Origin of the sequence: Streptantibioticus silvisoli, from assembly GCF_027947535.2 — a bacterium.
In the GTDB taxonomy this organism is placed as follows: domain Bacteria; phylum Actinomycetota; class Actinomycetes; order Streptomycetales; family Streptomycetaceae; genus Streptantibioticus_C; species Streptantibioticus_C silvisoli.
Genome location: NZ_JAAGKO020000031.1, coordinates 53,595 through 76,590, shown reverse-complemented (window position 1 = coordinate 76,590; position 22,996 = coordinate 53,595). Strand labels below are relative to the sequence as shown.

The window sequence follows — 22,996 nt, the reverse complement described above, 5'->3', positions numbered from 1 at the left end:
ACGGGCGCGGCGGGGGTGAAAGGCGTTGGGTGTGAAGGCAGTTGGGGTCATCGCCGGTCTGGTGGTCGGCGTCGCGGTGACCGGCTGCACGGGTTCGCCGGCCCGGCATACGACCGCGGACGCGTCGCCGGCGCCGTCGGCCCGCCCGTCCGCCGCGGCGCTTCCGGCGTTCCCAACGGCCGCGCCCGGCACGGTCGTTGTGCGGCAGGTCGACGGCGGCGGCCCGCACGCCGACCGTTCGGCAACGCTGCCGTCGCGGACGCTGACCCTGCGCCTGGCGTGCGCGGGAGCACCGGCGAAGACGGTCTCGGCGGAGGTGTTCCAGACGGGGGGCGTCCCGGGCGGAGGGGGCGGCTGCCGCGTCCGGGGGCGGCTCCTCCGCAGGGGGCCCGTCCGGGGAGGCGCCGGTGTACCGCGTCCGCCTGCCGTGCGACGGCTCGGCGCAGCGCGTCACCCTGACGCCGGACCGCACGACGCCGCTCGGCACCGAGGTCGACGCGCCGCCGGGCGCCCGGTACGCGCTGCTGATCACGCGGCGTTGAGCACGTGAGACGGCCGCCGTCCCCGCCGCCGCCGTCCCCACGCCTCCGATGCCGTCGGCGTCAAGTGCTCACGGGCCCAGCAGGCCGATGTCCGCCCACACCGTCTTGCAGGGGAACGGGCCCGGCTCGATGCCCCACGCGTCGGCGAGCGCGTCGATCAGCAGCATGCCGTGGCCGTTCGTACGGCCGTCGGGCGAGGGGGAGCGGACCACCGGGACGGCTTCGTGGCGGGTGTCGGTGACGGCGATACGGAGCGTCGCCGTGCCGTCGGCGTCGCCGGGGACCTCGACCGTGAGGGAGAGCCGGAAGTCCTGGCCGCGGACGTGGCCGTGGACGGCCGCGTTGGTCGCCAACTCGGCGATGAGCAGCGGCGCCACGTCCGACACCAGCCCCCACGACCTCAGCTGTTCCGTCCCGAGCAGCCGTGCCAGGCGCGCGCCGCGCGGGGTCGCGGACAGCAGCGCGGCGAACTGGAACGTCAGGGCGGAGGCCCCCGGCGGTGTGGTTTCTGCGTTCACACCGCCCAGCGTGACGGCCCGCCCGCCCACTGACCAGTACTCGATCCTGTACGCAGAGTAACGTACCCGGGGATTCCGGTTGCGCCGGACCGTCGCGGGCCGCCCGGCCAGGGTCTGCTGCCGACGACGCTCGCCCTGCGGTCGCCAGGGACCGGCGCAGCCGACGGGGGTGTCGCCCACGCGCAGCCGTTGGGAGCGTCGGGCCGCATCGCGGAAGTGGGCGAGAGCGGGAGCGGCAGTGGCCCGGAAGGCGTCCAGGTCGTCGTTCGGGTCGGAACGCAGGGCCGTGCTCCACCTCCTGCCCGGATCAGGCGACGTGGCGAGCCCGCAGCGCGGCGTCAGGGGGAGGCCGTAGACCGGGCGCCGCAGGCCGGCACGCCGCACGCGCCCCGCAACACGTACGGAACGGCAAGTCGCCGTAAGGCGCAGAACGCGCTGGCCCGTGTCCGGTCGACCCGCAGGCCGGTGTGCTGGATGATCGACCGATCGGCATCCGGCGGCGTTGGGAACTCGGTGATCACTCAGGGCGTGAAGATCGCGACACGCTGCGACGGCTGCGGGGGCCTGCTCATCTGCGACGCCAGTCAGTACGTCGAGGGCGACCTGCTGTGCTGGAGCAGCGAGGGCACCTGTGCGACCTGCCCGAACGCCTGGCGCGAGCGGAACCCCGGCGGTCCGGTTCCGGAGGAGATCCGGCGGGCGCTGCTCGCCGAGTCCGGTCCGGCCCGCCTTCGTCTCGCCGGTCCCGAGGCGAACATCATCGCGGTCGTGCGGGTGCTGGCCGAGACACAGGGGCTCCCGCTGGTCCGGGCCCGCGCGCTGGCGGGCGAACTGCGGGAGACGGGCCTGACCGGCACGCTGGTCGAGATGCGGTTCATCGCCACCGCGCTGGAGCGCCGGTCGGTGGCCGCGGTGGTGGAGACGGGCGTGAGCTGACCGGGGGCGCGGCGCGCGTCCGGCACGCGGCGGCCCCGCACCCCCTTGCTCCAGTTGGCGGAGGAGGACGTCCTACGGCTCGCGCTTCTGCGGTGCCTGCATGACGACCTTCCCGCTGCTGAGGTCTATCGGGCCGTGGTGCGGGTCGCCCTCGCCCTCTTCGTCGCGGGTCCACTCCAGGCGGTTGCGTTCGTCCTCGGTGTGACGAGAGCCCGGCGTGAAAAGATCATTCAATATGTCGAATCCACCCATGAACGACCAAACGACGGCCGAGCCCATTTTCTTCCCCACCCCGGCCCCCGGCCCCGGGGCGCACGTGTGAAGCAAGGCGGCCGGCCGTGTCGGGCCGCCGTCCACCGCGGTCGAACGTCTACCGCCGTCGACCATCGGCAGTTGCGGTGACGGTCGGTCCGGCCCCCGCCTCCAGCAGCACCCACGGCGCCACAGCCGTGCTCGTTTGTCCGGCTCGCGTTCACCTGCACCGCGACCGCGTCGTCCACCCCCACCGCGACCACCTCCGCCGTCCCCTCGCCCTCCTCCCCACGGCCTTCGAGGGCGGTGAGCACGGTGTGTCGGGGGAGCGACCCTCCAGGACGGGCCTGTGCCGAAGAAGCCGCCCGAGTCCATGCCGCACCACTCACGTCGGCGTCCGGGCACGTACGCCCAGGTGCGTCGCACGTACGCCCAGGTGCGTCGGCCTCAACTCACCGGCGTTCAGGCATGCTTCGCCTCGACGAAGCCCGCACCGTGACCGACGCTCCCGCACCGGCCGGTGGCGGGCTGATCCGGGTGCCGGCAGGACGTGTCGTCCTCGTCGGAGCGCCGGCGTCGGGCAAGACCGGCTTCGTCCGGGCGCTGATCGCCCTTCGACGGATCGATTCGGAAGCCGTGGTGTCCAGCGACGAGATCCGTGCGGAGCTTTTCGGCGATCCGCCCTTCCTGACGGACTCCGACGCCGTGGACGCGGCCGTCTGCGCGGAACGCGACCGCCGGATCGCCGCCCGGCTCGCCGCGGGACGAAACGCGGTCGCCGGGTCGACGAACGTCACCCCGCGGGCCCGAGCACGCCTCCTCGCCCTCGCCGGGCGCTTCACCACCCCCGGTGACTATGTTGCGATTCCCCCAGGAGGTCAGCGATCTCCTGCGACAGCACGCCGAGCGGGGCCGCCCGGACGGCACCGCCGCGGACGTTCGCGCCTACGCCGCGATCATGCGGCGGGACGCCGGTGCCGACCAGTTGCGTTCCGAAGGCGCAGCAGCCGTCCACGACGTCCCCGGCCGCCGGCAAGGGGTCACGCCCACCGAAGCCGCCGCACGCTTCTTCTTCGGCTGATCCTTGGATCTTCCTGCTGACGGAATGACCTTTCTGCTGGCCGGACATCGAAAGTGTCCGAACGGGTGGCCAACGTCCCTCGACGAACGTCCGCGGGCAACGACGTCCCATACGTTCATCCGATCAACGCCATCGCCCCCGCCTGTTCCCACCGTCACCGCCTTCGGCCGGTCGGAGGAGCGGCGTCGGCGTTCGTCGGACAACCGTTCCGGCGCCCAGGGTGCCGGCGCGGCGTCTGCGAGGATCGCGGCATGGACGACGGGACGCGGCGTACCGTGATCGATGGCGTCGAGGCGCACGTGCGGGGGTTCTTCGCCGGGCACGAGGTCGAGGCGGTCGAGTACGACCTGGGGGAGGGGCGGCGCGACGCCGTTCCCGGTCTGCGCGTGCTGGTGGTCGGGCCCGGCCCGCGCGGCAGCCGCTGGACGTACGTCACCGCCGGCTGCTGGGCGCTGTGGACGCGCGCCGGTGCCGGTACGGAATTCCTGCTGACGGCGGCCGTCCGCGACCAGCGGTTCGTCGACCTGGCGGCCAGGGTCGCCCACTACCACGCCTCCTACGCCCTCGACCTGGCCCACAGCGTGCCGCTCGGCCGGCCCCTCGTGCCGGGCGCGTCGTGCGACCACCTGCTCGTCACCCTCCCCCCACCCGTACGGCCCCGCCCTCGAACACTGCCCCCTCCCCGCCGCCCGCACCGCCCGCCTCCTGTGGCTCCTCCCCGTCACCGGCGCCGAGATCGCCTTCCGCCGCGCCACCTCCCACGAGGCGCTGGAGGAACGTTTCGGTGCCGAGGCGATCGACCCGACGGACCCGTTCCGCCGGTCGGTGGCGTGACGTGTGCTGCGTGACGCGTGCTGCGTGACGTGTGCTGCGTGACGTGTGCTGCGTGACGCGTGCTGCGGCGGGGCGGAGGTAGTCCGCGGTCGGACCGGCCCCGTCGGCGTGGCGTGCCCGGAGCGGGTGGGAGCCGGTCAACGGCTGTACGTCGAACGTCGGCGGGAGCACGTGCTTCTGCGGGGCGTCGACCGATCGGCTGCCCGGGGCCTTGCGCGGAGTGATCAACGGTCGTTGTCGGCTGGGCTGCTGGCGGCTGGCGGTTGTACGCGGTGGCGGGGTCGGTGGCGGGTAGTGCGGGGGCGGTGCGGGGGCGGTGCTCCGTCGGGTAACCGTTGTTTTAGTCAACGACCAGTCAACGAATCCCGGAAGGGACACCGCCGCTCCAGCCTCGACGCGCCGCTGCGGTTCTGGCCCGGTCTGCGAGGTCGGCGTCGCGTAGCCGTGACTTGGGGGCTGTGCGGGGTGTCGCCCGACTGGCTGCTCAGGGGCGTGGTGGCGGGTGTGGCGGTGTGTGCCTGCTCCCGCGCCGATGGATCAACGGGCTTTGCTCGCAGCGCTGTTGGCGGCTGGTGGTCGTACGCGGTGGCGGGGTCGGCGGCAGGTGGTCCGTGGTCGGTGCGGGGTCGGTGCTGCGCCGAGTATCCGTTGTTTCTGTCAACGACCAGTCAACGAATCCCGCGAGGGACACCGCCGCCCCCACCCCGCCACGCCGCCGTGGCTACGGTACGGTCAGCACGATCTTGCCGCGGGCGTGGCCGGTGGCGCTCAACTCGTGGGCCCTGGCCGCGTCGACGAGGGCGAAGACCGCGTACAGCGGGACGGTGAAACGGCCCTGCGCGGCGAGCGAGGCGGCCAGCGGAAGACCGGCGTAGCCAGGGGTGGCGGTGCTGCCGGGGGCGGTGTGCGACAGGCGGACGCCGTGGTCGTGGGCGTGCATGTCGGCGATCGTGACGACCCGGTCCGCGTCGCCGGCGATGGCGACGAGGTCGGGCAGTGAACCGGCGCCCGCCGCGTCCAGCACCGCGTCGACCCCGCCGGGCGCCAGCGCCGCGACCCGTTCGGCCAGGCCGGGCCCATAGACGGTGGGCGTCGCGCCGAGGCCGGCGAGGAAGGCGTGGTTGGCCTGGCTCGCCGTGCCGATGACGGTCGCGCCGCGAGCCGCCGCCAGTTGCACCGCGGCCGAGCCGACGCCCCCGGCGGCGCCGTCGATCAGCAGCGTCGTCCCCGCGGTGACTCTTAGCGCGTCCAGCACGCGGGTCGAGGTCTCGATACCGCTCGCCGCGGCGCCGGCCTGCTCCCAGCTGAACGCGTCCGGCTTGGCCGCCCATGCCGTGAGGACCGCGAACTCGGCCGCCGCGCCGCCCAGCCGGGCGATGTCGACGAGCCCGAAGACGGCGTCGCCGAGCGCGGTGCCGGTGACGCCCGCGCCGACCTCGTCGACCACACCCGCCGCGTCCATCCCGGGGATGTGCGGCCACTTCAGCGCCCGGTCGCCCAGCGCGCCGGCCCGCAGCTTCCCGTCCGACGGGGTGACGCCGGACGCCCGCACGGCGATCCGGACCTCGCCGGGCCCGGCGTGCGGCGCCTCGGCCTCCCCGACGCCGAGCACCCCGGGCGGGCCGAACTGCGAGTACTGCAAGGCGAACATGCTGATGCCTCTCCGGTCGGGCGACAGACGGACGACGGCGACCGGGGTGAGCGAACGCGCCCTCCGATGGCCCTTCCGACGCTAACGAGCGAACCGGAGCGCAGCGTCCACTTGACCTAAAGTGAGACGCATGACCGCGAAAGTGCCTCGGATGCGGCCCCCGGCCGAGGCGCCGACCCTGCTCCCGCAGCCGCAGCCGCAGCCGCAGCCGCAGCCGCAGCAGCAGCAGCAGACGAAGACGCCGATGCCGATGCCGCCAGTGCAGACGCAGACGCCGCAGCAGACGACGCCGATGCAGACGCCGACGCCGAGGGCGATGCCGCCAGCGCAGGCGCCGACGACGCCGATGACGCCGCCGCAGACGCCGACGCCCTCGCAGCCACAGAAGACGCAGACGAGGCCGGTGCCGGCAGTGCAGACGCAGACGCCGCAGCAGACGACGCCGATGCAGACGCCGACGCCGAGGGCGATGCCGCCAGCGCAGGCGCCGACGACGCCGATGACGCCGCCGCAGACGCCGCCGCCGCAGACGCCGACGCCCTCGCAGCCACAGAAGACGCAGACGAGGCCGGTGCCGCCAGTGCAGACGCCGGTGCCGCCGGTGCTGCCGCAGACGCCGCAGACGCCGAGGATGCAGACGCAGATTCTGCCCCCGATGTCGCCGATGCCGCCGCCGCAGACGCCCCCGCAGCCACGGAAGACGCAGAGGACGCCCCCGGAGACACAGAAGACGCCGACGCCGCCCCCGCCCCCGCCCCCGCAGGCGCTGCGCGCCGACGCCCGGCACAACCGTCACCGCGTCATCGACGCCGCCCGTGCGGCCTTCGCCGAGCGCGGGCTCGACGTGACGATGCGCGAGATCGCTCGGCGGGCCGGGGTGGGGATCGCCACGCTCTACCGCCGGTTCCCCACGAAGGAGTCGTTGATCGCCGAGGCGTTCGCGGAACAACTCGACGCCTGCGTGGCAGCGTTGGACGCCGCGCTCACCGACCCCGACCCCTGGCGCGGGTTCCGCGCGGTCATCGAGAAGGTCTGCGCGATGCAGGCCGTGGACCGGGGATTCACCGCGGCGTTCCTGGCCGCGTTCCCCGACGACGTCGGCTACGGCCGGCTGATCGCCCGCAACGCGCGGGGGTTCGCCGAACTCACCCGGCGTGCCAAGGCCGCCGGCCGGTTGCGCGCCGACTTCGAGCCGGGCGACGTGAAGCTGCTGATCATGGCCAACGGGGGGCTCGGCGCCGGGTCCCCGGCCACCGCGCCGGCCGCCTCCCGCCGGCTCGTCGCCCTGCTCCTGCAATCCCTCAGCGCCCACCCCGCCGACCCGCCGGCCCCGCTGCCGCCGGGACCGCGTGAGAACGTCCGCGGCCCGAGCGGCCCGAGCGGCCCGAGCGGCCCGAGCGGCCCGAGCGGCGGCGCGGCCTCCCCGGCGTGACGTCGAACACCCCCGCCGATCACCGGACACAGCTCGCCGGTCATCGGACGCAGCGTGCCGATCGCGGGACACAAGGGGACGAACCCGTCCCGTTCGGTCCCCCGCGATGCGGTCAACTCGCGGTCCGGGGGCGGGTTGTGGATTGGGAGGGGGTTGCGGAGGGGTATGCTCCCCGCCCCGATTCGCAACCGGCGGAGCCCGTGTGGCACACTGTCCAGGTTGCTCGGTTGAGTGCCGATGCTGCGCGCCTCCCGTCGGGAGGGCCGGAAGCGAGTCCCACAGTACTCGTCGTCCCATGAAATGCGTCTTCGGCGCAGGGGCGGACGTACGGGAATCTTCCGGGAAGCTCAGCGCGGGGCTCGCCAGGTGCCTGGTGGATTCCACACCCCGGTCCTTGAGAGTGATCCCCCCTGGGGAGATTTGTTCGCAAGGAACGCGACACGCCCGACCGCGTGGGTCGGTGGTCGCATGGGGACATCAGGTCCCAGAGCGTTACGAGAGACAGGACTACGGAGTAGCCATGGCGGGACAGAAGATCCGCATCCGGCTCAAGGCCTACGACCACGAGGTCATCGACAGCTCGGCGAAGAAGATCGTCGAGACGGTGACCCGCACTGGTGCGCAGGTCGCAGGCCCGGTGCCGCTGCCCACTGAGAAGAACGTGTACTGCGTCATCAAGTCCCCGCACAAGTACAAGGACGCGCGGGAGCACTTCGAGATGCGCACGCACAAGCGCCTCATTGACATCCTCGACCCCACGCCGAAGACGGTTGACTCGCTCATGCGCCTCGACCTGCCGGCCGGCGTCGACATCGAGATCAAGCTCTGAGGTGACGCGCGAGATGGCAAAGCAGATTAAGGGCGTCCTGGGCGAGAAGCTCGGCATGACCCAGGTCTGGGACGAGAACAACCGGATCGTTCCGGTGACCGTCGTCAAGGCCGGGCCCTGCGTCGTCACCCAGGTCCGCAGCAGCGACAACGACGGCTACGAGGCCGTCCAGATCGCCTTCGGCGAGATCGACCCGCGCAAGGTGAACAAGCCCCTCAAGGGCCACTTCGCCAAGGCCGACGTCACCCCCCGCCGCCACCTGGTGGAACTGCGGACCTCCGACGCCAGCGAGTACACGCTCGGCCAGGAGATCACCGCTGAGGCCTTCGAGGCCGGCGTGAAGGTCGACGTGACCGGCAAGAGCAAGGGCAAGGGCTTCGCCGGTGTCATGAAGCGTCACAACTTCAAGGGCCTCGGCGCCGGACACGGCACCCAGCGCAAGCACCGCTCGCCCGGCTCCATCGGTGGTTGCGCCACCCCGGGCCGCGTGTTCAAGGGCCTGCGCATGGCCGGCCGCATGGGCAACGAGCGCGTGACCACCCAGAACCTGACCGTCCACGCCGTTGACGCGGAGAAGGGCCTGCTGCTCATCAAGGGCGCGGTTCCTGGTCCGAACGGCGGCCTCGTCCTGGTCCGTACCGCGGCCAAGGGGGCCTGAGGTAACCGATGAGCACCATTGACATCCTTTCGCCCGCTGGCGAGAAGGCCGGTAGCGTCGATCTCCCCGCGGAGATCTTCGACGTCACGGTCAGCATCCCGCTGATCCACCAGGTCGTCGTCGCCCAGCAGGCCGCTGCCCGTCAGGGCACGCACAAGACCAAGACCCGCGGCGAGGTCCGAGGCGGCGGCAAGAAGCCGTACCGCCAGAAGGGCACCGGCCGCGCCCGTCAGGGTTCGACCCGTGCGCCGCAGTTCGCCGGCGGTGGCGTCGTGCACGGCCCGCAGCCGCGCGACTACTCGCAGCGGACCCCGAAGAAGATGGTCAAGGCCGCCCTGCGCGGCGCCCTGACCGACCGCGCGCGTCACAACCGCATCCACGTCGTGTCCGCCGTCCTCGAGGGCTCCGCCCCGTCGACGAAGGCCGCCCGGGTGCTGCTCGGCAAGATCAGCGACCGCAAGAACGTGCTGCTGGTCGTCGAGCGCGCCGACGAGGCCGCCTGGCTGTCGGCTCGCAACCTGCCCCAGGTGCACATCCTGGAGGCCGGTCAGCTGAACACGTACGACGTGCTGATCTCGGACGACGTCGTCTTCACCAAGGACGCCTTCGACCGCTTCACCGGTAACGGCGCCGCCGAGACCGAAGGGAGCGACGCCTGATGAGCGACACCGCAACCGCGATTGCCACCAGCAAGACGTACACGGACCCCCGTGACATCCTGCTCAAGCCCGTGGTGTCCGAGAAGAGCTACGCACTGCTCGACGAGAACAAGTACACGTTCCTCGTGGACACGCGTGCCAACAAGACCCAGATCAAGCAGGCCGTCGAGTCGGTCTTCTCGGTCAAGGTCACCGGGGTCAACACGATCAACCGGCAGGGCAAGCGCAAGCGCACCCGCACCGGTTTCGGCAAGCGCAAGGACACCAAGCGCGCCATCGTGACCCTTGCCGAAGGCGACCGCATCGACATCTTCGGCGGTCCGGTCTCCTAACGGGGACCGGAGCGTTCAGAAGTCCGGAATATTCCGAGGACTGAGAAATGGGTATCCGCAAGTACAAGCCGACGACCCCGGGCCGTCGTGGCTCCAGCGTCGCCGACTTCGTCGAGATCACGCGGTCCACGCCGGAGAAGTCGCTGGTCCGTCCCCTGCACAGCAAGGGCGGCCGTAACAACGCCGGTCGTGTGACCGTCCGTCACCAGGGTGGTGGCCACAAGCGCGCCTACCGCGTGATCGACTTCCGTCGTCACGACAAGGACGGCGTGCCGGCCAAGGTCGCGCACATCGAGTACGACCCCAACCGCACCGCCCGCATCGCGCTGCTGCACTACGCGGACGGCGAGAAGCGCTACATCCTGGCCCCGGCCAAGCTGGTGCAGGGCGACCGCGTCGAGAACGGCGCCGGCGCCGACATCAAGCCCGGCAACAACCTGCCGCTGCGCAACATCCCGGTCGGTACCACGGTGCACGCCATCGAGCTCCGCCCCGGTGGCGGCGCGAAGATGGCGCGCTCCGCCGGTACCTCGGTGCAGCTGCTGGCGAAGGAGGGCGCCATGGCGACCCTCCGCATGCCCTCCGGTGAAGTCCGCATGGTCGACGCGCGCTGCCGCGCCACCGTCGGCGAGGTCGGCAACGCCGAGCAGTCGAACATCAACTGGGGCAAGGCCGGCCGCATGCGCTGGAAGGGCGTTCGCCCGACCGTCCGCGGTGTCGCGATGAACCCTGTCGACCACCCGCACGGTGGTGGTGAGGGTAAGACCTCCGGTGGTCGCCACCCGGTTTCGCCGTGGGGCCAGAAGGAGGGCCGTACTCGCTCGCCGAAGAAGGCCAGCAACAAGTACATCGTCCGCCGCCGCAAGACGAACAAGAAGCGCTAGGAGCAGGTTTAGATGCCGCGCAGTCTCAAGAAGGGGCCCTTCGTCGACGACCACCTGATCAAGAAGGTGGACGTACAGAACGAAGCAGGCACCCACAACGTCATCAAGACCTGGTCCCGGCGCTCGATGATCATCCCGGCGATGCTGGGCCACACGATCGCGGTGCACAACGGCAAGATCCACGTCCCGGTGTTCGTCACCGAGTCCATGGTCGGCCACAAGCTCGGCGAGTTCTCGCCGACCCGCACCTTCCGCGGCCACGTCAAGGACGACCGCAAGTCGAAGCGTCGCTGATTCGACGGAGTTGCGAGAACTGAAGGCCGGCCTCCCCGCGCGTGCGGGGAAGCTCCAGACAGACACCGAAGGGACGACCATGGAAGCCAGGGCCCAGGCGCGGTACATCCGCGTCACGCCCATGAAGGCCCGCCGAGTGGTGGACCTCATCCGTGGCATGAATGCCACGGAGGCTCAGGCGGTCCTGCGATTCGCCCCGCAGGCCGCGAGCTTGCCGGTGGGCAAGGTGCTCGACAGCGCCATCGCCAACGCCGCGCACAACTACGACCACACCGACGCGGGCTCGCTGTTCATCAGCGAGGCCTACGTCGACGAGGGCCCGACCCTGAAGCGGTTCCGGCCGCGTGCCCAGGGCCGCGCGTACCGGATCCGCAAGCGGACCAGCCACATCACCGTGGTCCTCGCCAGCAAGGAAGGGACCCGGTAATGGGCCAGAAGGTTAACCCGTACGGGTTCCGGCTCGGCATCACCACGGACTTCAAGTCCCGGTGGTACGCCGACAAGCTGTACAAGGACTACGTCAAGGAAGACGTCGCCATCCGCCGGATGATGACGCAGGGCATGGAGCGGGCCGGCATCTCCAAGGTGGAGATCGAGCGCACCCGCGACCGCGTCCGCGTCGACATCCACACCGCCCGGCCGGGCATCGTCATCGGCCGTCGCGGCGCGGAGGCCGACCGCATCCGCGGTGACCTGGAGAAGCTCACCGGCAAGCAGGTGCAGCTGAACATCCTCGAGGTCAAGAACCCGGAGACCGACGCTCAGCTGGTGGCCCAGGCCGTCGCCGAGCAGCTCGCCTCCCGCGTGTCCTTCCGCCGTGCCATGCGCAAGTCGATGCAGGGCACCATGAAGGCCGGCGCCAAGGGCATCAAGATCCAGTGCGGCGGCCGTCTCGGCGGCGCCGAGATGTCCCGCTCGGAGTTCTACCGCGAGGGTCGCGTCCCGCTGCACACGCTGCGCGCCAACGTGGACTACGGCTTCTTCGAGGCCAAGACCACCTTCGGCCGCATCGGCGTCAAGGTGTGGATCTACAAGGGCGACGTGAAGAACATCGCCGAGGTCCGCGCCGACAACGCCGCCGCCCGCGCCGGCAACCGTCCGTCCCGTGGCCCCGGTGGCCCGGGCGGCGACCGTCCGCAGCGTCGTGGTGGCGGCGAGCGTGGCGGCCGCGGTGGCCGTCGTCCGCAGCAGGGCGGGGAGACCCAGGCCAAGGCCGAGGCTCCCGCCGCTGCCGAAGCCGCCCCGGCGGCCGAGAGCACCGGAACGGAGGCCTGACCCTCATGCTGATCCCCCGTCGGGTCAAGCACCGCAAGCAGCACCACCCGAACCGTGACGGCATGTCCAAGGGCGGCAACGAGCTGGCCTTCGGCGAGTACGGCATCCAGGCCGTCACCCCGGCGTACGTGACGAACCGGCAGATCGAGTCCGCTCGTATCGCCATCACCCGTCACATCCGCCGTGGCGGCAAGGTGTGGATCAACATCTACCCGGACCGCCCGCTCACCAAGAAGCCGGCCGAAACCCGCATGGGTTCCGGTAAGGGTTCTCCCGAGTGGTGGGTCGCGAACGTCAAGCCCGGTCGGGTGATGTTCGAGCTGTCCTTCCCGAACGAGAAGGTTGCCAAGGAGGCGCTGACCCGCGCCGCCCACAAGCTTCCGATGAAGTGCCGGATCGTCCGGCGCGAGGCAGGTGAGTCGTGATGGCGGCCGGTACCCAGGCGTCAGAGCTGCGCGAGCTGAACAGCGAGGATCTCCTCGGAAAGCTCCGTGAGGCCAAGGAGGAGCTGTTCAACCTCCGTTTCCAGGCGGCCACCGGGCAGCTCGAGAACAACAACCGGCTCAAGGTTGTCAAGAAGGACATCGCTCGGATCTACACCCTCATGCGTGAGCGTGAGCTGGGCATCGAGACGGTGGCGAGCGCCTGATGAGCGAGAAGACTGTGACTGACACGAACAAGAGCGAGCGCGGCTTCCGCAAGGTCCGTGAGGGCCTGGTCGTCAGCGACAAGATGGACAAGACCGTCGTCGTCGCCGTCGAGGACCGCGTCAAGCACGCGCTCTACGGCAAGGTCATCCGTCGTACCAACAAGCTCAAGGCGCACGACGAGCAGAACGCCGCCGGCATCGGCGACCGCGTGCTGCTCATGGAGACCCGGCCGGCCTCCGCCACCAAGCGGTGGCGCGTCGTCGAGATCCTCGAAAAGGCCAAGTAATCCCTGAGGCCCCAGAAATATTTGGGGGCCCCTCAGGACCGTTCCGTCAGGCTCGGAGCGGGGGCCGTGACCACTGGTCCACGGCCCCCGCACCGGGAACCGACGCGACAATCAGGAGATAGACGTGATCCAGCAGGAGTCGCGACTGCGTGTCGCCGACAACACTGGTGCCAAGGAGATCCTTTGCATCCGTGTTCTCGGTGGCTCCGGTCGCCGCTACGCGGGAATCGGTGACGTCATCGTCGCCACCGTCAAGGACGCGATCCCCGGTGGCAACGTGAAGAAGGGCGAGGTCGTCAAGGCGGTCGTCGTCCGCACCGTCAAGGAGCGGCGCCGTCCCGACGGCTCGTACATCCGGTTCGACGAGAACGCCGCGGTCATCCTCAAGAACGACGGTGACCCCCGCGGCACCCGCATCTTCGGCCCGGTCGGCCGCGAGCTGCGTGAGAAGCGGTTCATGAAGATCGTTTCTCTCGCGCCGGAGGTGCTGTAACCGATGAAGATCAAGAAGGGTGACCTGGTCCAGGTCATCACCGGCAAGGACAAGGGCAAGCAGGGCAAGGTCATTCAGGCCATCCCGGCCGACAACCGTGTCCTGGTCGAGGGTGTCAACCGGGTCAAGAAGCACACGAAGGTCGGCCAGACCGCTCGTGGGTCGAAGACCGGCGGCATCGTCACCACCGAGGCCTCGGTGCACGTCAGCAACGTGCAGCTCGTCGTGGAGAAGGACGGCAAGAAGGTCGTCACCCGCGTCGGCTACCGCTTCGACGACGAGGGCAACAAGATCCGCGTTGCCAAGCGGACCGGTGAGGACATCTGATGACTGCCACCACCACTACGCCGCGTCTGAAGACTCGCTACCGCGAGGAGATCGCCGGCAAGCTGCGTGAAGAGTTCAGCTACGCGAACGTCATGCAGATCCCCGGCCTGACCAAGATCGTGGTCAACATGGGTGTGGGCGACGCCGCCCGCGACTCCAAGCTGATCGAGGGCGCCATCCGCGACCTCGCCACGATCACCGGCCAGAAGCCCGCCGTCACCAAGGCCCGCAAGTCCATCGCGCAGTTCAAGCTGCGTGAGGGCCAGCCGATCGGTGCCCACGTCACCCTGCGCGGTGACCGCATGTGGGAGTTCCTGGACCGCCTGCTGTCGCTCGCGCTGCCGCGTATCCGCGACTTCCGCGGCCTGTCGGCCAAGCAGTTCGACGGCCGGGGCAACTACACCTTCGGTCTCACGGAGCAGGTCATGTTCCACGAGATCGACCAGGACAAGATCGACCGGGTCCGGGGCATGGACATCACCGTGGTCACCACGGCGACCACGGACGACGAGGGCCGCGCCCTGCTTCGTCACCTCGGCTTCCCCTTCAAGGAGAACTGACCGTGGCGAAGAAGTCCCTGATCGCGAAGGCCGCCCGCAAGCCCAAGTTCGGTGTGCGCGCGTACACCCGCTGCCAGCGCTGCGGCCGTCCGCACTCCGTCTACCGCAAGTTCGGCCTGTGCCGCGTGTGCCTTCGTGAGATGGCCCACCGCGGTGAGCTGCCGGGCGTGACCAAGAGCTCCTGGTAAATACCCTTTCGGGTATCCAGGGCTCTCGGTAAGCAGGTGGTCGGCGGGAGCCCACCCCCTCGTACCGTAAGGTAGAGGGGTTGGGCGCCCGCCGCTCATAATCGTCTTACTACGCCGAAGGTCCCCGCGCCCACCCGCCCCCACGTCAGTTGGGGGAGAGGGACGCGCAGACAGGAAACCGCGGCGAGAGAGGCCTCAGGCCATCATGACCATGACCGACCCCATCGCAGACATGCTCACGCGTCTGCGGAATGCGAACTCGGCCTACCACGACGACGTCGTGATGCCGTTCAGCAAGATCAAGTCGCACATCGCGGAGATCCTCCAGCAGGAGGGCTACATCACCGGCTGGAAGGTCGAGGACGCCGAGGTTGGCAAGAACCTCATCCTCGACCTGAAGTTCGGACCGAACCGCGAGCGCTCGATCGCCGGCATCAAGCGGATCAGCAAGCCGGGTCTGCGGGTCTACGCAAAGTCCACCAACCTGCCGAAGGTGCTCGGCGGCCTGGGCGTGGCGATCATCTCCACGTCTCAGGGCCTCCTCACCGGCCAGCAGGCCGCCAAGAAGGGCGTGGGTGGGGAAGTCCTCGCCTACGTCTGGTAGTTCGGGAAACGGAGGTATAGCCATGTCGCGTATTGGACGGCTGCCCATCACGGTTCCCGCCGGCGTGGACGTCACCATCGATGGCCGTACGGTCCAGGTGAAGGGCCCCAAGGGCGCCCTCTCCCACACCGTCGCCGCGCCCATCGAGATCGCCAAGGGCGAGGACGGCACCCTCGCGGTGACCCGCCCGAATGATGAGCGTCAGTCGAAGGCCCTGCACGGCCTGTCGCGCACGCTGGTGGCGAACATGATCACCGGCGTGACCCAGGGTTACAGCAAGGCTCTCGAAATCAGCGGTGTCGGTTACCGCGTCCAGGCGAAGGGCTCCAACCTGGAGTTCCAGCTGGGCTACAGCCACCCGATCACCGTCGAAGCCCCCGAGGGCATCGCCTTCAAGGTCGAGTCGCCCACGAAGCTCAGCGTCGAGGGCATCGACAAGCAGAAGGTCGGCGAGGTCGCCGCGAACATCCGCAAGCTGCGCAAGCCCGACCCCTACAAGGCCAAGGGCGTGAAGTACGCGGGCGAGGTCATCCGCCGCAAGGTCGGAAAGAGTGGTAAGTAAGCCATGGCGTACGGTGTAAAGATTGCCAAGGGCGACGCGTACAAGGGCGCCGCTCGCAAGCGCCGCCACATCCGGGTGCGCAAGCGCGTGTCCGGTTCGGCGGAACGTCCCCGTCTGGTCGTGACCCGGTCCAACCGGGGCATCACCGCACAGGTCATCGACGACAACGTGGGCCACACGCTGGCCTCCGCGTCGACGTTGGACTCCTCCATCCGCGGGGTCGATGGCGACAAGAGCGCCAAGGCCAAGCAGGTTGGCGCACTCCTCGCGGAGCGTGCCAAGGCCGCGGGTGTCGAGTCCGTCGTGTTCGACCGTGGCGGTAACCGGTACGCCGGGCGCATCGCCGCCCTGGCGGACGCCGCCCGCGAAGCTGGGCTCAAGTTCTGAGCCGCCCGTCGCGAGCGACTAAAGGTCGCAGCGTAGCTAGCGGAAGCAACGAAGAGAGGTAATTCCAATGGCTGGACCCCAGCGCCGCGGTGGCGGCGCCGGTGGCGGCGAGCGGCGGGACCGGAAGGACCGGCGCGACGGCGGCGCCGCGGCTGAGAAGACCGCGTACGTCGAGCGCGTTGTCGCGATCAACCGAGTCGCCAAGGTTGTCAAGGGTGGTCGTCGTTTCAGCTTCACCGCGCTGGTCGTGGTGGGCGACGGTGACGGTCAGGTCGGTGTCGGCTACGGCAAGGCGAAGGAGGTGCCGGCCGCCATCGCCAAGGGTGTTGAGGAGGCCAAGAAGCACTTCTTCCGCGTCCCCCGTATCCAGGGCACCATCCCGCACCCCATCCAGGGTGAGAAGGCCGCGGGTGTCGTGCTGCTGAAGCCGGCCTCCCCCGGTACCGGTGTGATCGCCGGTGGCCCGGTGCGCGCCGTTCTCGAGTGCGCCGGCATCCACGACGTGCTCAGCAAGTCGCTCGGCTCGTCGAACCCGATCAACATCGTGCACGCCACGGTGGCGGCGCTCCAGGGCCTTCAGCGGCCCGAGGAGATCGCGGCCCGTCGTGGCCTGCCGCTGGAGGACGTGGCCCCCGCGGCTCTGCTGCGGGCGCGTGCTGGGGCGGGAGTCTGACATGGCCCGTCTCAAGATCACGCAGACCAAGTCCTACATCGGTAGCAAGCAGAACCACCGTGAGACGCTGCGTTCGCTCGGGCTGAAGCGCCTGCACGACGTCGTCGTCAAGGAGGACCGCCCGGAGATCCGCGGCATGGCGCGCACCGTGCGTCACCTCGTCACGGTCGAGGAGGTGGACTGAGATGGCGGAAGAGAAGCCGCTCAAGCTGCACAACCTCCGTCCGGCCCCCGGCGCCAAGACCGCCAAGACCCGTGTCGGTCGTGGTGAAGGCTCCAAGGGCAAGACGGCCGGTCGTGGTACCAAGGGCACCAAGGCCCGTTACCAGGTTCCGGAGCGCTTCGAGGGCGGGCAGATGCCCCTCCACATGCGTCTCCCGAAGCTCAAGGGCTTCAAGAACCCCGCCCACAAGCAGTTCCAGGTCGTCAACCTGGACAAGCTCACCGAGCTGTACCCGTCGGGTGGCGAGGTGACGGTGGCCGACCTGGTCGCCAAGGGTGCCGTGCGCAAGAACGAACTCGTCAAGGTGCTCGGCGCCGGCGAGGTCTCCGTGGCGCTCCAGGTGACGGTCGACGCCGTCTCCGGCTCCGCCAAGGAGAAGATCGCCGCTGCCGGCGGCAGCGTCACCGAGCTGCTCTGACCGCTCACCGACGCGACTGATCGACCACCGGGGGTGCCCCAATTCATGGGGCATCCCCGGTTGGTCATTCCTCGGGGGGCCTTCTCGCCGGTATGGTGGCGAGGACTGCCGGATTCCGGCGGGTTACGCATGCGTAGCCCCCGGCCTTCGGCAGCTACCCGTATTCGTCGACCTCACGACCGTCACCTTCCGCGCCCGCGGAGGGCGCAGGAGGCAGCGTGCTCACCGGATTCGCCCGCGCGTTCAAAACGCCCGACCTGCGCAAAAAGTTGCTGTTCACACTGGGCATCCTCGTACTGTTCCGGCTCGGTGCGACCATCCCGGTTCCCGGGGTGGACTACACGAACGTCAACCAGTGCATCAAGGAGGCCGGCGGCAACGGCGGTCTCTTCGGCATGATCAACATGTTCAGCGGCGGCGCGCTGCTGCAGTTGACCATCTTCGCCCTGGGGATCATGCCGTACATCACGGCGAGCATCATCCTCCAGCTGCTGACGGTGGTGATCCCGCGCCTGGAGGCCCTCAAGAAGGAGGGCCAGTCCGGCACGGCGAAGATCACCCAGTACACCCGGTACCTGACGCTGGCGCTGGCCGTGCTCCAGGGCACCGGCCTGGTGGCCACCGCGCAGAGCGGCACGCTGTTCCGCACCTGCCAGGTCGGCAACCAGATCGTGCCGGACACCTCGATCTTCCGGACCGCGGTCATGGTCATCACCATGACGTCCGGCACCGTGATGATCATGTGGCTGGGTGAGCTGATCACCGATCGCGGCATCGGCAACGGCATGTCGATCCTGATGTTCACCTCCATCGCGGCCGGCTTCCCCGGCTCGCTGTGGGGCATCAAGCAGGCCGGCAAGATCCTGGACGGCTGGGGCGAGTTCTCGCTCGTGATCCTGGTCGGTCTGGCGATGGTCTGCCTGGTGGTCTTCGTCGAACAGGCGCAACGCCGGGTACCGGTGCAGTACGCCAAGCGCATGATCGGCCGCCGGTCCTACGGCGGTACGTCGACGTACATCCCGCTCAAGGTGAACCAGGCCGGTGTCATCCCGGTCATCTTCGCCTCGTCGCTGCTGTACATCCCCGCTCTCGTGGTCCAGTTCAGCGGCAACACGACGGCCGGGTGGGCCCAGTGGATCAGTACCAACCTGACCAAGGGCGATCACCCGATGTACCTCACCCTGTACTTCCTGCTCATCGTCTTCTTCGCGTTCTTCTACGTGGCGATCTCGTTCAACCCCGAAGAAGTTGCAGACAACATGAAGAAGTATGGTGGGTTCATCCCGGGCATCCGGGCCGGCCGACCCACGGCTGAGTACCTGGGCTACGTCCTGAACCGCATCACCTGGCCCGGGTCGCTCTACCTGGGGCTGATCGCCCTCGTGCCCACGGTGGCCATCGCGCTGTTCAACGGCAGCCAGAACTTCCCGTTCGGCGGCACGAGCATCCTCATCATCGTGGGTGTCGGCCTGGAGACCGTGAAGCAGATCGAGAGCCAGCTCCAGCAGCGCAACTACGAAGGGTTCCTCCGCTGATGCGAATCGTCCTCGTCGGGCCGCCTGGCGCTGGGAAGGGCACCCAGGCCCAATACCTGGCGAAGAACCTGTCGATCCCGCACGTCTCCACCGGGGACCTGTTCCGGGCGAACATCAGCCAGGGCACGGAGCTGGGCCGGCAGGCGCAGGACTACATCGACGCGGGCCAGCTGGTACCGGACTCGGTCACCATCGGCATGGCGACCAACCGTCTCCAGGAGGCGGACGCGGCCGACGGGTTCCTGCTGGACGGCTTCCCGCGCAACCTGGCCCAGGCCGAGGCGCTGGACGCGTTCCTGGCCGAGCAGGGCATCGCGCTGGACGGCGTGCTGGACCTGGAGGTCCCCGAGGACGAGATCGTCAAGCGGATCGCGGGGCGCCGGGTCTGCCGGCGCGACAGCAGCCACGTCTTCCACGAGAGCTACAACCAGCCGGCCCGCGAGGGCGTCTGCGACGTCTGCGGCGGCGAGCTGTACCAGCGCCCGGACGACAGCGAGGACACGGTCCGCACCCGGATCGAGGTCTACCACCGCGAGACCGAGCCGATCATCGACTACTACCGGGCGCAGAACCTGGTCGTGACGATCTCGGCGCTCGGCCCGGTCGACGAGGTCACCGCGCGGGCCATGGAGGCGCTGGGCGTCTCCGAGGCCGCCTGACCGACCCCGTACCCGGTAGGCACACCGGCCGCGGCGCCCCAGGGCGTCGCGGCCGTACCGTTGAGGGCGCACACCGCCGAGCAGAGCAGCACACAGGAAGGCGCAAGGCCATGGTGGAGATCAAGACCCCGGAGCAGATCGCGAAGATGCGCGAGGCGGGGCTGGTCGTCGCGGCGATCCACCGGGCGTGCCGGGAGGCCGCCGTGCCGGGCGCCTCCACCCAGGACCTCGACGAGGTGGCCGCCAGGACGCTCGCCGAGCACAACGCCAAGCCCAACTTCCTCGGCTACGGCGGCTTCCCCGGCAACATCTGCACCTCGGTCAACGACGTCGTCGTGCACGGCATCCCGGACCGCGCGACGGTGCTGAAGTCCGGCGACCTGCTGTCGATCGACGCCGGCGCGATCATCGACGGCTGGCACGGCGACGCGGCGATCACCGTGCTGGTCGGCACCGGCCACACCGCGGAGCAGATCGAGCTGAGCCGGGTGACGGAGGAGTCGATGTGGGCCGGCATCGCCGCGTTCCGCACCGGCGACCGGCTGGTGGACATCTCCCGGGCCATCGAGTCCTACATCCGCCGCCAGCCGCGCCCCGCCGCCGGCCGGTACGGGATCATCGAGGACTACGGCGGCCACGGCATCGGCAGCCAGATGCACATGGACCCGCACCTGCTGAACTACGTCTCCCGCAAGCGCGGCCGGGGCATCAAGCTGGTGCCGGGGCTGTGCCTGGCGATCGAGCCGATGGTGGCGCTGGGCAACCCGGCCACCCACGTGCTGCGCGACGACTGGACGGTCAAGACCGACGACGGGTCCTGGTCCTCGCACTGGGAGCACTCCATCGCGCTGACCGAACGCGGTCCGCTGGTGCTCACCGCGGTCGACGGCGGCAAGGCGAAACTCGCCGCACTCGGTATCACCGCCGCGCCGGACCCGCTCGGCTGATTCACTTTCCCACCCGGTTTGACCTGGGGGTTTCGGTTCGTTACCCCCGAATTAGGGTTTCCAACCGGGCTGACGTAGACTGACACGTCGGCTCACGTGTGCTATCAGGTTTGCCTGAACTCGCCTGATCGTAGTGCGGAGCCGATCAAGGTAGCCGATCCCGAAAGCAGGACATGGCCAAGAAGCAAGGCGCCATCGAAATCGAAGGCACCGTGATCGAGTCTCTGCCGAACGCGATGTTCAAGGTGGAGCTGCAGAACGGTCACAAGGTCCTCGCGCACATCAGCGGCAAGATGCGGATGCACTACATCCGGATCCTGCCCGATGACCGGGTCGTCGTGGAGCTGTCTCCCTACGACCTGACGCGCGGACGGATCGTCTACCGGTACAAGTAGCGGAACAGTAGATCTCTCACGACCCGGAGAACCTGAGCCTCATGAAGGTCAAGCCGAGCGTCAAGAAGATCTGCGACAAGTGCAAGGTGATCCGCCGTCACGGCCGGGTCATGGTCATCTGCGACAACCTGCGCCACAAGCAGCGCCAGGGCTGACGCACGAGCACCTGCACTTTTCGCAGCTCTTCGCGCGACGCGCACCACGTAATACGCAGACACCCGACCCCTCGCGCAAGCGCGGGGACGATACCCCCGGTGGAGGCCGGGGACCCGGCTCGTATGACCTACGGGAACGGTGCTGCGGAAGACCTCCGACTCATCCACAGGAGCCAGATTCATGGCACGCCTCGCAGGCGTTGACCTCCCGCGCGAAAAGCGCATCGAGGTCGCTCTGACCTACGTCTTCGGCATCGGTCGCACCCGTGCCCAGGAGACCCTGAAGAACACCGGTGTGAACCCCGACATCCGCGTGCGCGATCTCGCCGAGGAAGACCTCGTCGCGATCAACAAGTGGGTGGACGAGAACTACAAGTGCGAGGGTGACCTCCGCCGCGAGATCCAGGCGGACATCCGGCGCAAGGTCGAGATCGGCTGCTACCAGGGTCTGCGTCACCGTCGCGGCCTGCCGGTCCACGGTCAGCGCACCCACACGAACGCCCGCACCCGCAAGGGCCCGCGTCGCGCGATCGCCGGCAAGAAGAAGCCGGGCAAGAAGTAGTCCTCAGCGGACTGACTGTCCACGGTCTTCGCTGTAGGACCGACCACCTCCATTGGAGTTCACAGACTTATGCCTCCGAAGGGCCGTCAAGGCGCCGCCAAGAAGGTGCGCCGCAAGGAAAAGAAGAACGTCGCTCACGGGCACGCCCACATCAAGAGCACGTTCAACAACACGATCGTCTCGATCACCGACCCGACCGGGAACGTGATCAGCTGGGCCTCCGCCGGCCATGTCGGCTTCAAGGGCTCGCGCAAGTCCACCCCGTTCGCCGCGCAGATGGCCGCCGAGTCGGCCGCCCGCCGGGCGCAGGAGCACGGAATGCGCAAGGTCGACGTGTTCGTCAAGGGTCCCGGCTCCGGCCGTGAGACCGCGATCCGCTCCCTCCAGGCCACCGGCCTCGAGGTCGGCTCGATCCAGGACGTCACCCCGACCCCGCACAACGGCTGCCGCCCGCCGAAGCGCCGCCGCGTCTGACCAGCTGAAGTAGGAGAACTTAGACAATGGCGCGTTACACCGGGGCCGACTGCAAGCGATGCCGTCGGGAGAAGCAGAAGCTCTTCCTCAAGGGGAGCAAGTGCGAGAGCGCGAAGTGCCCGATCGAGATCCGTCCTTACCCCCCGGGTGAGCACGGTCGCGGGCGCACCAAGGACAGCGAGTACCTGCTGCAGAAGCGCGAGAAGCAGAAGTGCGCGCGCATCTACGGTGTCCTGGAGAAGCAGTTCCGCGGATACTACGAAGAGGCGAACAAGAAGTCCGGCAAGACCGGTGAGAACCTTCTTCGCATCCTCGAGTCCCGCCTCGACAACGTGGTCTACCGGGCCGGCTTCGCCAAGTCCCGCGACCACGCCCGTCAGCTGGTCCGGCACGGTCACATCACCGTGAACGGCCGCAAGACGGACATCCCGTCGGCTCGGGTCGCCCCGAACGACATCATCGAGGTCCGTGCCTCCTCGCGTCAGATGACCCCTTTCGTGGTCGCTGCCGCCGAGGCCGGCGACAAGACGGTTCCGGCGTGGCTGGAGTCCAGCCCGGCGAAGCTGCGGATCCTCGTGCACTCCCTGCCCGAGCGCCAGGTGATCGACACCCAGGTGCAGGAGCAGCTGATCGTCGAGCTCTACTCCAAGTAATCCCTTCGGGGCATTACCGTGGGTAGTCAGGCGATACGGGCGGTACGGCGCGTTTGTGCCGTGCCGCC

The 22,996-nt window shown here is 69.2% G+C and carries 37 protein-coding genes and 1 pseudogene; 35 read left to right on the top strand and 3 right to left on the bottom strand.

Annotated features, from left to right (window positions below; all coding sequences use genetic code 11):
• The first annotated feature begins 407 nt into the window (after positions 1-407).
• Positions 408-542: a hypothetical protein gene (locus POF43_RS21015; RefSeq protein WP_282704695.1), complete on the top strand. Its 135-nt coding sequence runs from the start codon at positions 408-410 to the stop codon at positions 540-542.
• Between the two features lie 68 nt (positions 543-610).
• Here POF43_RS21015 and POF43_RS21010 read toward each other — a convergent pair whose 3' ends face one another.
• Entirely contained in the window at positions 611-1,060 is a 450-nt protein-coding gene (locus POF43_RS21010) for an ATP-binding protein (RefSeq protein ID WP_271325393.1), read from the bottom strand.
• Positions 1,061-1,588: 528 nt separating this feature from the next.
• On the opposite strand from POF43_RS21010, the gene POF43_RS21005 reads away from it, so the two are divergent.
• A complete protein-coding gene (locus POF43_RS21005) occupies positions 1,589-1,996 on the top strand; it encodes a hypothetical protein (RefSeq protein WP_271318431.1) in 408 nt (135 codons plus the stop codon).
• Between the two features lie 72 nt (positions 1,997-2,068).
• Here the strand turns inward: POF43_RS21005 and POF43_RS21000 are convergent, their stop codons facing one another.
• On the bottom strand, positions 2,069-2,230 hold the full coding sequence (locus tag POF43_RS21000) for a DUF6191 domain-containing protein (protein WP_308217265.1): 162 nt from the start codon (positions 2,228-2,230) through the stop codon (positions 2,069-2,071).
• A gap of 486 nt (positions 2,231-2,716) precedes the next feature.
• Between POF43_RS21000 and POF43_RS20995 the strand changes: the two are divergent.
• The 3 genes and pseudogenes from POF43_RS20995 to POF43_RS35165 form a co-directional block, all read left to right on the top strand.
• Positions 2,717-3,055 (top strand): annotated as a pseudogene (locus POF43_RS20995) (AAA family ATPase); the annotation flags it as partial.
• 43 nt (positions 3,056-3,098) lie between these two features.
• Complete coding sequence (locus POF43_RS20990) at positions 3,099-3,329, top strand: hypothetical protein (protein ID WP_271325394.1); 231 nt, start codon at positions 3,099-3,101, stop codon at positions 3,327-3,329.
• 251 nt (positions 3,330-3,580) lie between these two features.
• Positions 3,581-4,177 (top strand): hypothetical protein, encoded by a 597-nt coding sequence (locus POF43_RS35165; RefSeq protein WP_372516087.1) that lies wholly within the window; start codon positions 3,581-3,583, stop codon positions 4,175-4,177.
• 707 nt (positions 4,178-4,884) lie between these two features.
• Here POF43_RS35165 and POF43_RS20980 read toward each other — a convergent pair.
• Positions 4,885-5,814 carry an NADP-dependent oxidoreductase gene (locus tag POF43_RS20980; RefSeq protein ID WP_271325795.1) on the bottom strand — a complete coding sequence of 310 codons (930 nt, stop codon included), beginning with the start codon at positions 5,812-5,814 and terminating at the stop codon, positions 4,885-4,887.
• 655 nt (positions 5,815-6,469) lie between these two features.
• Here POF43_RS20980 and POF43_RS20975 point away from each other — a divergent pair.
• The 30 genes from POF43_RS20975 to rpsD all read left to right on the top strand — a co-directional run bounded on the left by POF43_RS20975 (position 6,470) and on the right by rpsD (position 22,928).
• Positions 6,470-7,246, top strand: a complete 777-nt coding sequence (locus POF43_RS20975) for a TetR/AcrR family transcriptional regulator (protein WP_372516089.1) — start codon at positions 6,470-6,472, stop codon at positions 7,244-7,246.
• A gap of 520 nt (positions 7,247-7,766) precedes the next feature.
• Positions 7,767-8,075 carry a 30S ribosomal protein S10 gene (rpsJ, locus tag POF43_RS20970; RefSeq protein WP_073492397.1) on the top strand — a complete coding sequence of 103 codons (309 nt, stop codon included), beginning with the start codon at positions 7,767-7,769 and terminating at the stop codon, positions 8,073-8,075.
• A gap of 13 nt (positions 8,076-8,088) precedes the next feature.
• Positions 8,089-8,733, top strand: a complete 645-nt coding sequence (rplC, locus tag POF43_RS20965) for a 50S ribosomal protein L3 (protein WP_271316015.1) — start codon at positions 8,089-8,091, stop codon at positions 8,731-8,733.
• Between the two features lie 8 nt (positions 8,734-8,741).
• Positions 8,742-9,392: a 50S ribosomal protein L4 gene (gene rplD / locus POF43_RS20960; RefSeq protein WP_271316016.1), complete on the top strand. Its 651-nt coding sequence runs from the start codon at positions 8,742-8,744 to the stop codon at positions 9,390-9,392.
• Positions 9,392-9,724 carry a 50S ribosomal protein L23 gene (rplW, locus tag POF43_RS20955; protein ID WP_271316017.1) on the top strand — a complete coding sequence of 111 codons (333 nt, stop codon included), beginning with the start codon at positions 9,392-9,394 and terminating at the stop codon, positions 9,722-9,724. Before rplD ends, rplW begins: the two co-directional genes overlap by 1 nt.
• Before the next feature lie 47 nt (positions 9,725-9,771).
• The gene (gene rplB / locus POF43_RS20950) at positions 9,772-10,608 is read left to right on the top strand and encodes a 50S ribosomal protein L2 (protein WP_271316018.1); all 837 of its coding nucleotides are present in this window, start codon (positions 9,772-9,774) and stop codon (positions 10,606-10,608) included.
• Between the two features lie 12 nt (positions 10,609-10,620).
• Positions 10,621-10,902 (top strand): 30S ribosomal protein S19, encoded by a 282-nt coding sequence (gene rpsS / locus POF43_RS20945; protein WP_271316019.1) that lies wholly within the window; start codon positions 10,621-10,623, stop codon positions 10,900-10,902.
• 79 nt (positions 10,903-10,981) lie between these two features.
• Complete coding sequence (rplV, locus tag POF43_RS20940; protein ID WP_271316020.1) at positions 10,982-11,329, top strand: 50S ribosomal protein L22; 348 nt, start codon at positions 10,982-10,984, stop codon at positions 11,327-11,329.
• The gene (gene rpsC, locus POF43_RS20935) at positions 11,329-12,177 is read left to right on the top strand and encodes a 30S ribosomal protein S3 (RefSeq protein WP_271316021.1); all 849 of its coding nucleotides are present in this window, start codon (positions 11,329-11,331) and stop codon (positions 12,175-12,177) included. The genes rplV and rpsC overlap by 1 nt, the downstream gene beginning before the upstream one ends.
• A 5-nt stretch (positions 12,178-12,182) precedes the next feature.
• Positions 12,183-12,602 carry a 50S ribosomal protein L16 gene (gene rplP / locus POF43_RS20930; protein ID WP_271316022.1) on the top strand — a complete coding sequence of 140 codons (420 nt, stop codon included), beginning with the start codon at positions 12,183-12,185 and terminating at the stop codon, positions 12,600-12,602.
• On the top strand, positions 12,602-12,826 hold the full coding sequence (gene rpmC, locus POF43_RS20925; RefSeq protein WP_271316023.1) for a 50S ribosomal protein L29: 225 nt from the start codon (positions 12,602-12,604) through the stop codon (positions 12,824-12,826). The genes rplP and rpmC overlap by 1 nt, the downstream gene beginning before the upstream one ends.
• Complete coding sequence (gene rpsQ, locus POF43_RS20920; RefSeq protein WP_271316024.1) at positions 12,826-13,113, top strand: 30S ribosomal protein S17; 288 nt, start codon at positions 12,826-12,828, stop codon at positions 13,111-13,113. The genes rpmC and rpsQ overlap by 1 nt, the downstream gene beginning before the upstream one ends.
• A 124-nt stretch (positions 13,114-13,237) precedes the next feature.
• Positions 13,238-13,606, top strand: coding sequence for a 50S ribosomal protein L14 (gene rplN, locus POF43_RS20915; protein WP_271316025.1), 369 nt, complete (start codon positions 13,238-13,240; stop codon positions 13,604-13,606).
• Positions 13,607-13,609: 3 nt separating this feature from the next.
• Entirely contained in the window at positions 13,610-13,933 is a 324-nt protein-coding gene (gene rplX / locus POF43_RS20910) for a 50S ribosomal protein L24 (RefSeq protein ID WP_271316026.1), read from the top strand.
• On the top strand, positions 13,933-14,493 hold the full coding sequence (gene rplE, locus POF43_RS20905) for a 50S ribosomal protein L5 (RefSeq protein WP_271316027.1): 561 nt from the start codon (positions 13,933-13,935) through the stop codon (positions 14,491-14,493). The genes rplX and rplE overlap by 1 nt, the downstream gene beginning before the upstream one ends.
• A 2-nt stretch (positions 14,494-14,495) precedes the next feature.
• Positions 14,496-14,681: a type Z 30S ribosomal protein S14 gene (locus POF43_RS20900; RefSeq protein WP_030368403.1), complete on the top strand. Its 186-nt coding sequence runs from the start codon at positions 14,496-14,498 to the stop codon at positions 14,679-14,681.
• A gap of 205 nt (positions 14,682-14,886) precedes the next feature.
• The gene (gene rpsH, locus POF43_RS20895) at positions 14,887-15,285 is read left to right on the top strand and encodes a 30S ribosomal protein S8 (protein ID WP_109451317.1); all 399 of its coding nucleotides are present in this window, start codon (positions 14,887-14,889) and stop codon (positions 15,283-15,285) included.
• A 22-nt stretch (positions 15,286-15,307) separates the two neighbouring features.
• Complete coding sequence (rplF, locus tag POF43_RS20890) at positions 15,308-15,847, top strand: 50S ribosomal protein L6 (RefSeq protein WP_271315011.1); 540 nt, start codon at positions 15,308-15,310, stop codon at positions 15,845-15,847.
• 3 nt (positions 15,848-15,850) lie between these two features.
• Complete coding sequence (rplR, locus tag POF43_RS20885; protein ID WP_271315010.1) at positions 15,851-16,234, top strand: 50S ribosomal protein L18; 384 nt, start codon at positions 15,851-15,853, stop codon at positions 16,232-16,234.
• Positions 16,235-16,301: 67 nt separating this feature from the next.
• On the top strand, positions 16,302-16,907 hold the full coding sequence (gene rpsE, locus POF43_RS20880) for a 30S ribosomal protein S5 (protein WP_269853727.1): 606 nt from the start codon (positions 16,302-16,304) through the stop codon (positions 16,905-16,907).
• A 1-nt stretch (position 16,908) separates the two neighbouring features.
• On the top strand, positions 16,909-17,091 hold the full coding sequence (gene rpmD / locus POF43_RS20875) for a 50S ribosomal protein L30 (protein ID WP_271315009.1): 183 nt from the start codon (positions 16,909-16,911) through the stop codon (positions 17,089-17,091).
• Between the two features lies 1 nt (position 17,092).
• A complete protein-coding gene (gene rplO, locus POF43_RS20870; RefSeq protein ID WP_271315008.1) occupies positions 17,093-17,548 on the top strand; it encodes a 50S ribosomal protein L15 in 456 nt (151 codons plus the stop codon).
• Positions 17,549-17,766: 218 nt separating this feature from the next.
• The gene (gene secY / locus POF43_RS20865) at positions 17,767-19,083 is read left to right on the top strand and encodes a preprotein translocase subunit SecY (RefSeq protein ID WP_271315007.1); all 1,317 of its coding nucleotides are present in this window, start codon (positions 17,767-17,769) and stop codon (positions 19,081-19,083) included.
• Positions 19,083-19,742, top strand: a complete 660-nt coding sequence (locus POF43_RS20860) for an adenylate kinase (protein WP_271315006.1) — start codon at positions 19,083-19,085, stop codon at positions 19,740-19,742. Before secY ends, POF43_RS20860 begins: the two co-directional genes overlap by 1 nt.
• Positions 19,743-19,852: 110 nt before the next feature.
• On the top strand, positions 19,853-20,689 hold the full coding sequence (gene map, locus POF43_RS20855; protein ID WP_271315005.1) for a type I methionyl aminopeptidase: 837 nt from the start codon (positions 19,853-19,855) through the stop codon (positions 20,687-20,689).
• 173 nt (positions 20,690-20,862) lie between these two features.
• Positions 20,863-21,084 carry a translation initiation factor IF-1 gene (gene infA, locus POF43_RS20850; RefSeq protein ID WP_003956442.1) on the top strand — a complete coding sequence of 74 codons (222 nt, stop codon included), beginning with the start codon at positions 20,863-20,865 and terminating at the stop codon, positions 21,082-21,084.
• Positions 21,085-21,125: 41 nt separating this feature from the next.
• Positions 21,126-21,239 (top strand): 50S ribosomal protein L36, encoded by a 114-nt coding sequence (gene rpmJ / locus POF43_RS20845; protein ID WP_003956441.1) that lies wholly within the window; start codon positions 21,126-21,128, stop codon positions 21,237-21,239.
• Positions 21,240-21,420: 181 nt separating this feature from the next.
• Positions 21,421-21,801, top strand: coding sequence for a 30S ribosomal protein S13 (gene rpsM / locus POF43_RS20840; protein ID WP_271315004.1), 381 nt, complete (start codon positions 21,421-21,423; stop codon positions 21,799-21,801).
• 69 nt (positions 21,802-21,870) lie between these two features.
• Positions 21,871-22,275, top strand: a complete 405-nt coding sequence (rpsK, locus tag POF43_RS20835; protein ID WP_003948617.1) for a 30S ribosomal protein S11 — start codon at positions 21,871-21,873, stop codon at positions 22,273-22,275.
• Between the two features lie 26 nt (positions 22,276-22,301).
• Positions 22,302-22,928 carry a 30S ribosomal protein S4 gene (gene rpsD / locus POF43_RS20830; protein ID WP_271315003.1) on the top strand — a complete coding sequence of 209 codons (627 nt, stop codon included), beginning with the start codon at positions 22,302-22,304 and terminating at the stop codon, positions 22,926-22,928.
• Positions 22,929-22,996 lie beyond the last annotated feature (68 nt).

Excerpts from the sequence above, each read along its gene's own strand:
- rpsQ (WP_271316024.1), top strand. The coding sequence starts at position 12,826 with ATGAGCGAGAAGACTGTGACTGACACGAACAAGAGCGAGCGCGGCTTC.
- rpsJ (WP_073492397.1), top strand. The coding sequence starts at position 7,767 with ATGGCGGGACAGAAGATCCGCATCCGGCTCAAGGCCTACGACCACGAG.
- rplD (WP_271316016.1), top strand. The coding sequence starts at position 8,742 with ATGAGCACCATTGACATCCTTTCGCCCGCTGGCGAGAAGGCCGGTAGC.
- POF43_RS20980 (WP_271325795.1), bottom strand. The coding sequence starts at position 5,814 with ATGTTCGCCTTGCAGTACTCGCAGTTCGGCCCGCCCGGGGTGCTCGGC.
- rpsM (WP_271315004.1), top strand. The coding sequence starts at position 21,421 with ATGGCACGCCTCGCAGGCGTTGACCTCCCGCGCGAAAAGCGCATCGAG.
- rplV (WP_271316020.1), top strand. The coding sequence starts at position 10,982 with ATGGAAGCCAGGGCCCAGGCGCGGTACATCCGCGTCACGCCCATGAAG.
- POF43_RS35165 (WP_372516087.1), top strand. The coding sequence starts at position 3,581 with ATGGACGACGGGACGCGGCGTACCGTGATCGATGGCGTCGAGGCGCAC.
- POF43_RS20860 (WP_271315006.1), top strand. The coding sequence starts at position 19,083 with ATGCGAATCGTCCTCGTCGGGCCGCCTGGCGCTGGGAAGGGCACCCAG.
- rplB (WP_271316018.1), top strand. The coding sequence starts at position 9,772 with ATGGGTATCCGCAAGTACAAGCCGACGACCCCGGGCCGTCGTGGCTCC.
- rplO (WP_271315008.1), top strand. The coding sequence starts at position 17,093 with ATGGCGGAAGAGAAGCCGCTCAAGCTGCACAACCTCCGTCCGGCCCCC.
- rpmJ (WP_003956441.1), top strand. The coding sequence starts at position 21,126 with ATGAAGGTCAAGCCGAGCGTCAAGAAGATCTGCGACAAGTGCAAGGTG.
- infA (WP_003956442.1), top strand. The coding sequence starts at position 20,863 with ATGGCCAAGAAGCAAGGCGCCATCGAAATCGAAGGCACCGTGATCGAG.
- rpsS (WP_271316019.1), top strand. The coding sequence starts at position 10,621 with ATGCCGCGCAGTCTCAAGAAGGGGCCCTTCGTCGACGACCACCTGATC.
- rpsE (WP_269853727.1), top strand. The coding sequence starts at position 16,302 with ATGGCTGGACCCCAGCGCCGCGGTGGCGGCGCCGGTGGCGGCGAGCGG.
- map (WP_271315005.1), top strand. The coding sequence starts at position 19,853 with ATGGTGGAGATCAAGACCCCGGAGCAGATCGCGAAGATGCGCGAGGCG.
- rplR (WP_271315010.1), top strand. The coding sequence starts at position 15,851 with ATGGCGTACGGTGTAAAGATTGCCAAGGGCGACGCGTACAAGGGCGCC.
- rpsC (WP_271316021.1), top strand. The coding sequence starts at position 11,329 with ATGGGCCAGAAGGTTAACCCGTACGGGTTCCGGCTCGGCATCACCACG.
- POF43_RS20975 (WP_372516089.1), top strand. The coding sequence starts at position 6,470 with ATGTCGCCGATGCCGCCGCCGCAGACGCCCCCGCAGCCACGGAAGACG.
- rplP (WP_271316022.1), top strand. The coding sequence starts at position 12,183 with ATGCTGATCCCCCGTCGGGTCAAGCACCGCAAGCAGCACCACCCGAAC.
- rplE (WP_271316027.1), top strand. The coding sequence starts at position 13,933 with ATGACTGCCACCACCACTACGCCGCGTCTGAAGACTCGCTACCGCGAG.
- rplC (WP_271316015.1), top strand. The coding sequence starts at position 8,089 with ATGGCAAAGCAGATTAAGGGCGTCCTGGGCGAGAAGCTCGGCATGACC.
- rpsD (WP_271315003.1), top strand. The coding sequence starts at position 22,302 with ATGGCGCGTTACACCGGGGCCGACTGCAAGCGATGCCGTCGGGAGAAG.
- rplW (WP_271316017.1), top strand. The coding sequence starts at position 9,392 with ATGAGCGACACCGCAACCGCGATTGCCACCAGCAAGACGTACACGGAC.
- rplX (WP_271316026.1), top strand. The coding sequence starts at position 13,610 with ATGAAGATCAAGAAGGGTGACCTGGTCCAGGTCATCACCGGCAAGGAC.
- rpmD (WP_271315009.1), top strand. The coding sequence starts at position 16,909 with ATGGCCCGTCTCAAGATCACGCAGACCAAGTCCTACATCGGTAGCAAG.
- rpsK (WP_003948617.1), top strand. The coding sequence starts at position 21,871 with ATGCCTCCGAAGGGCCGTCAAGGCGCCGCCAAGAAGGTGCGCCGCAAG.
- rpsH (WP_109451317.1), top strand. The coding sequence starts at position 14,887 with ATGACCATGACCGACCCCATCGCAGACATGCTCACGCGTCTGCGGAAT.
- rplF (WP_271315011.1), top strand. The coding sequence starts at position 15,308 with ATGTCGCGTATTGGACGGCTGCCCATCACGGTTCCCGCCGGCGTGGAC.
- rpmC (WP_271316023.1), top strand. The coding sequence starts at position 12,602 with ATGGCGGCCGGTACCCAGGCGTCAGAGCTGCGCGAGCTGAACAGCGAG.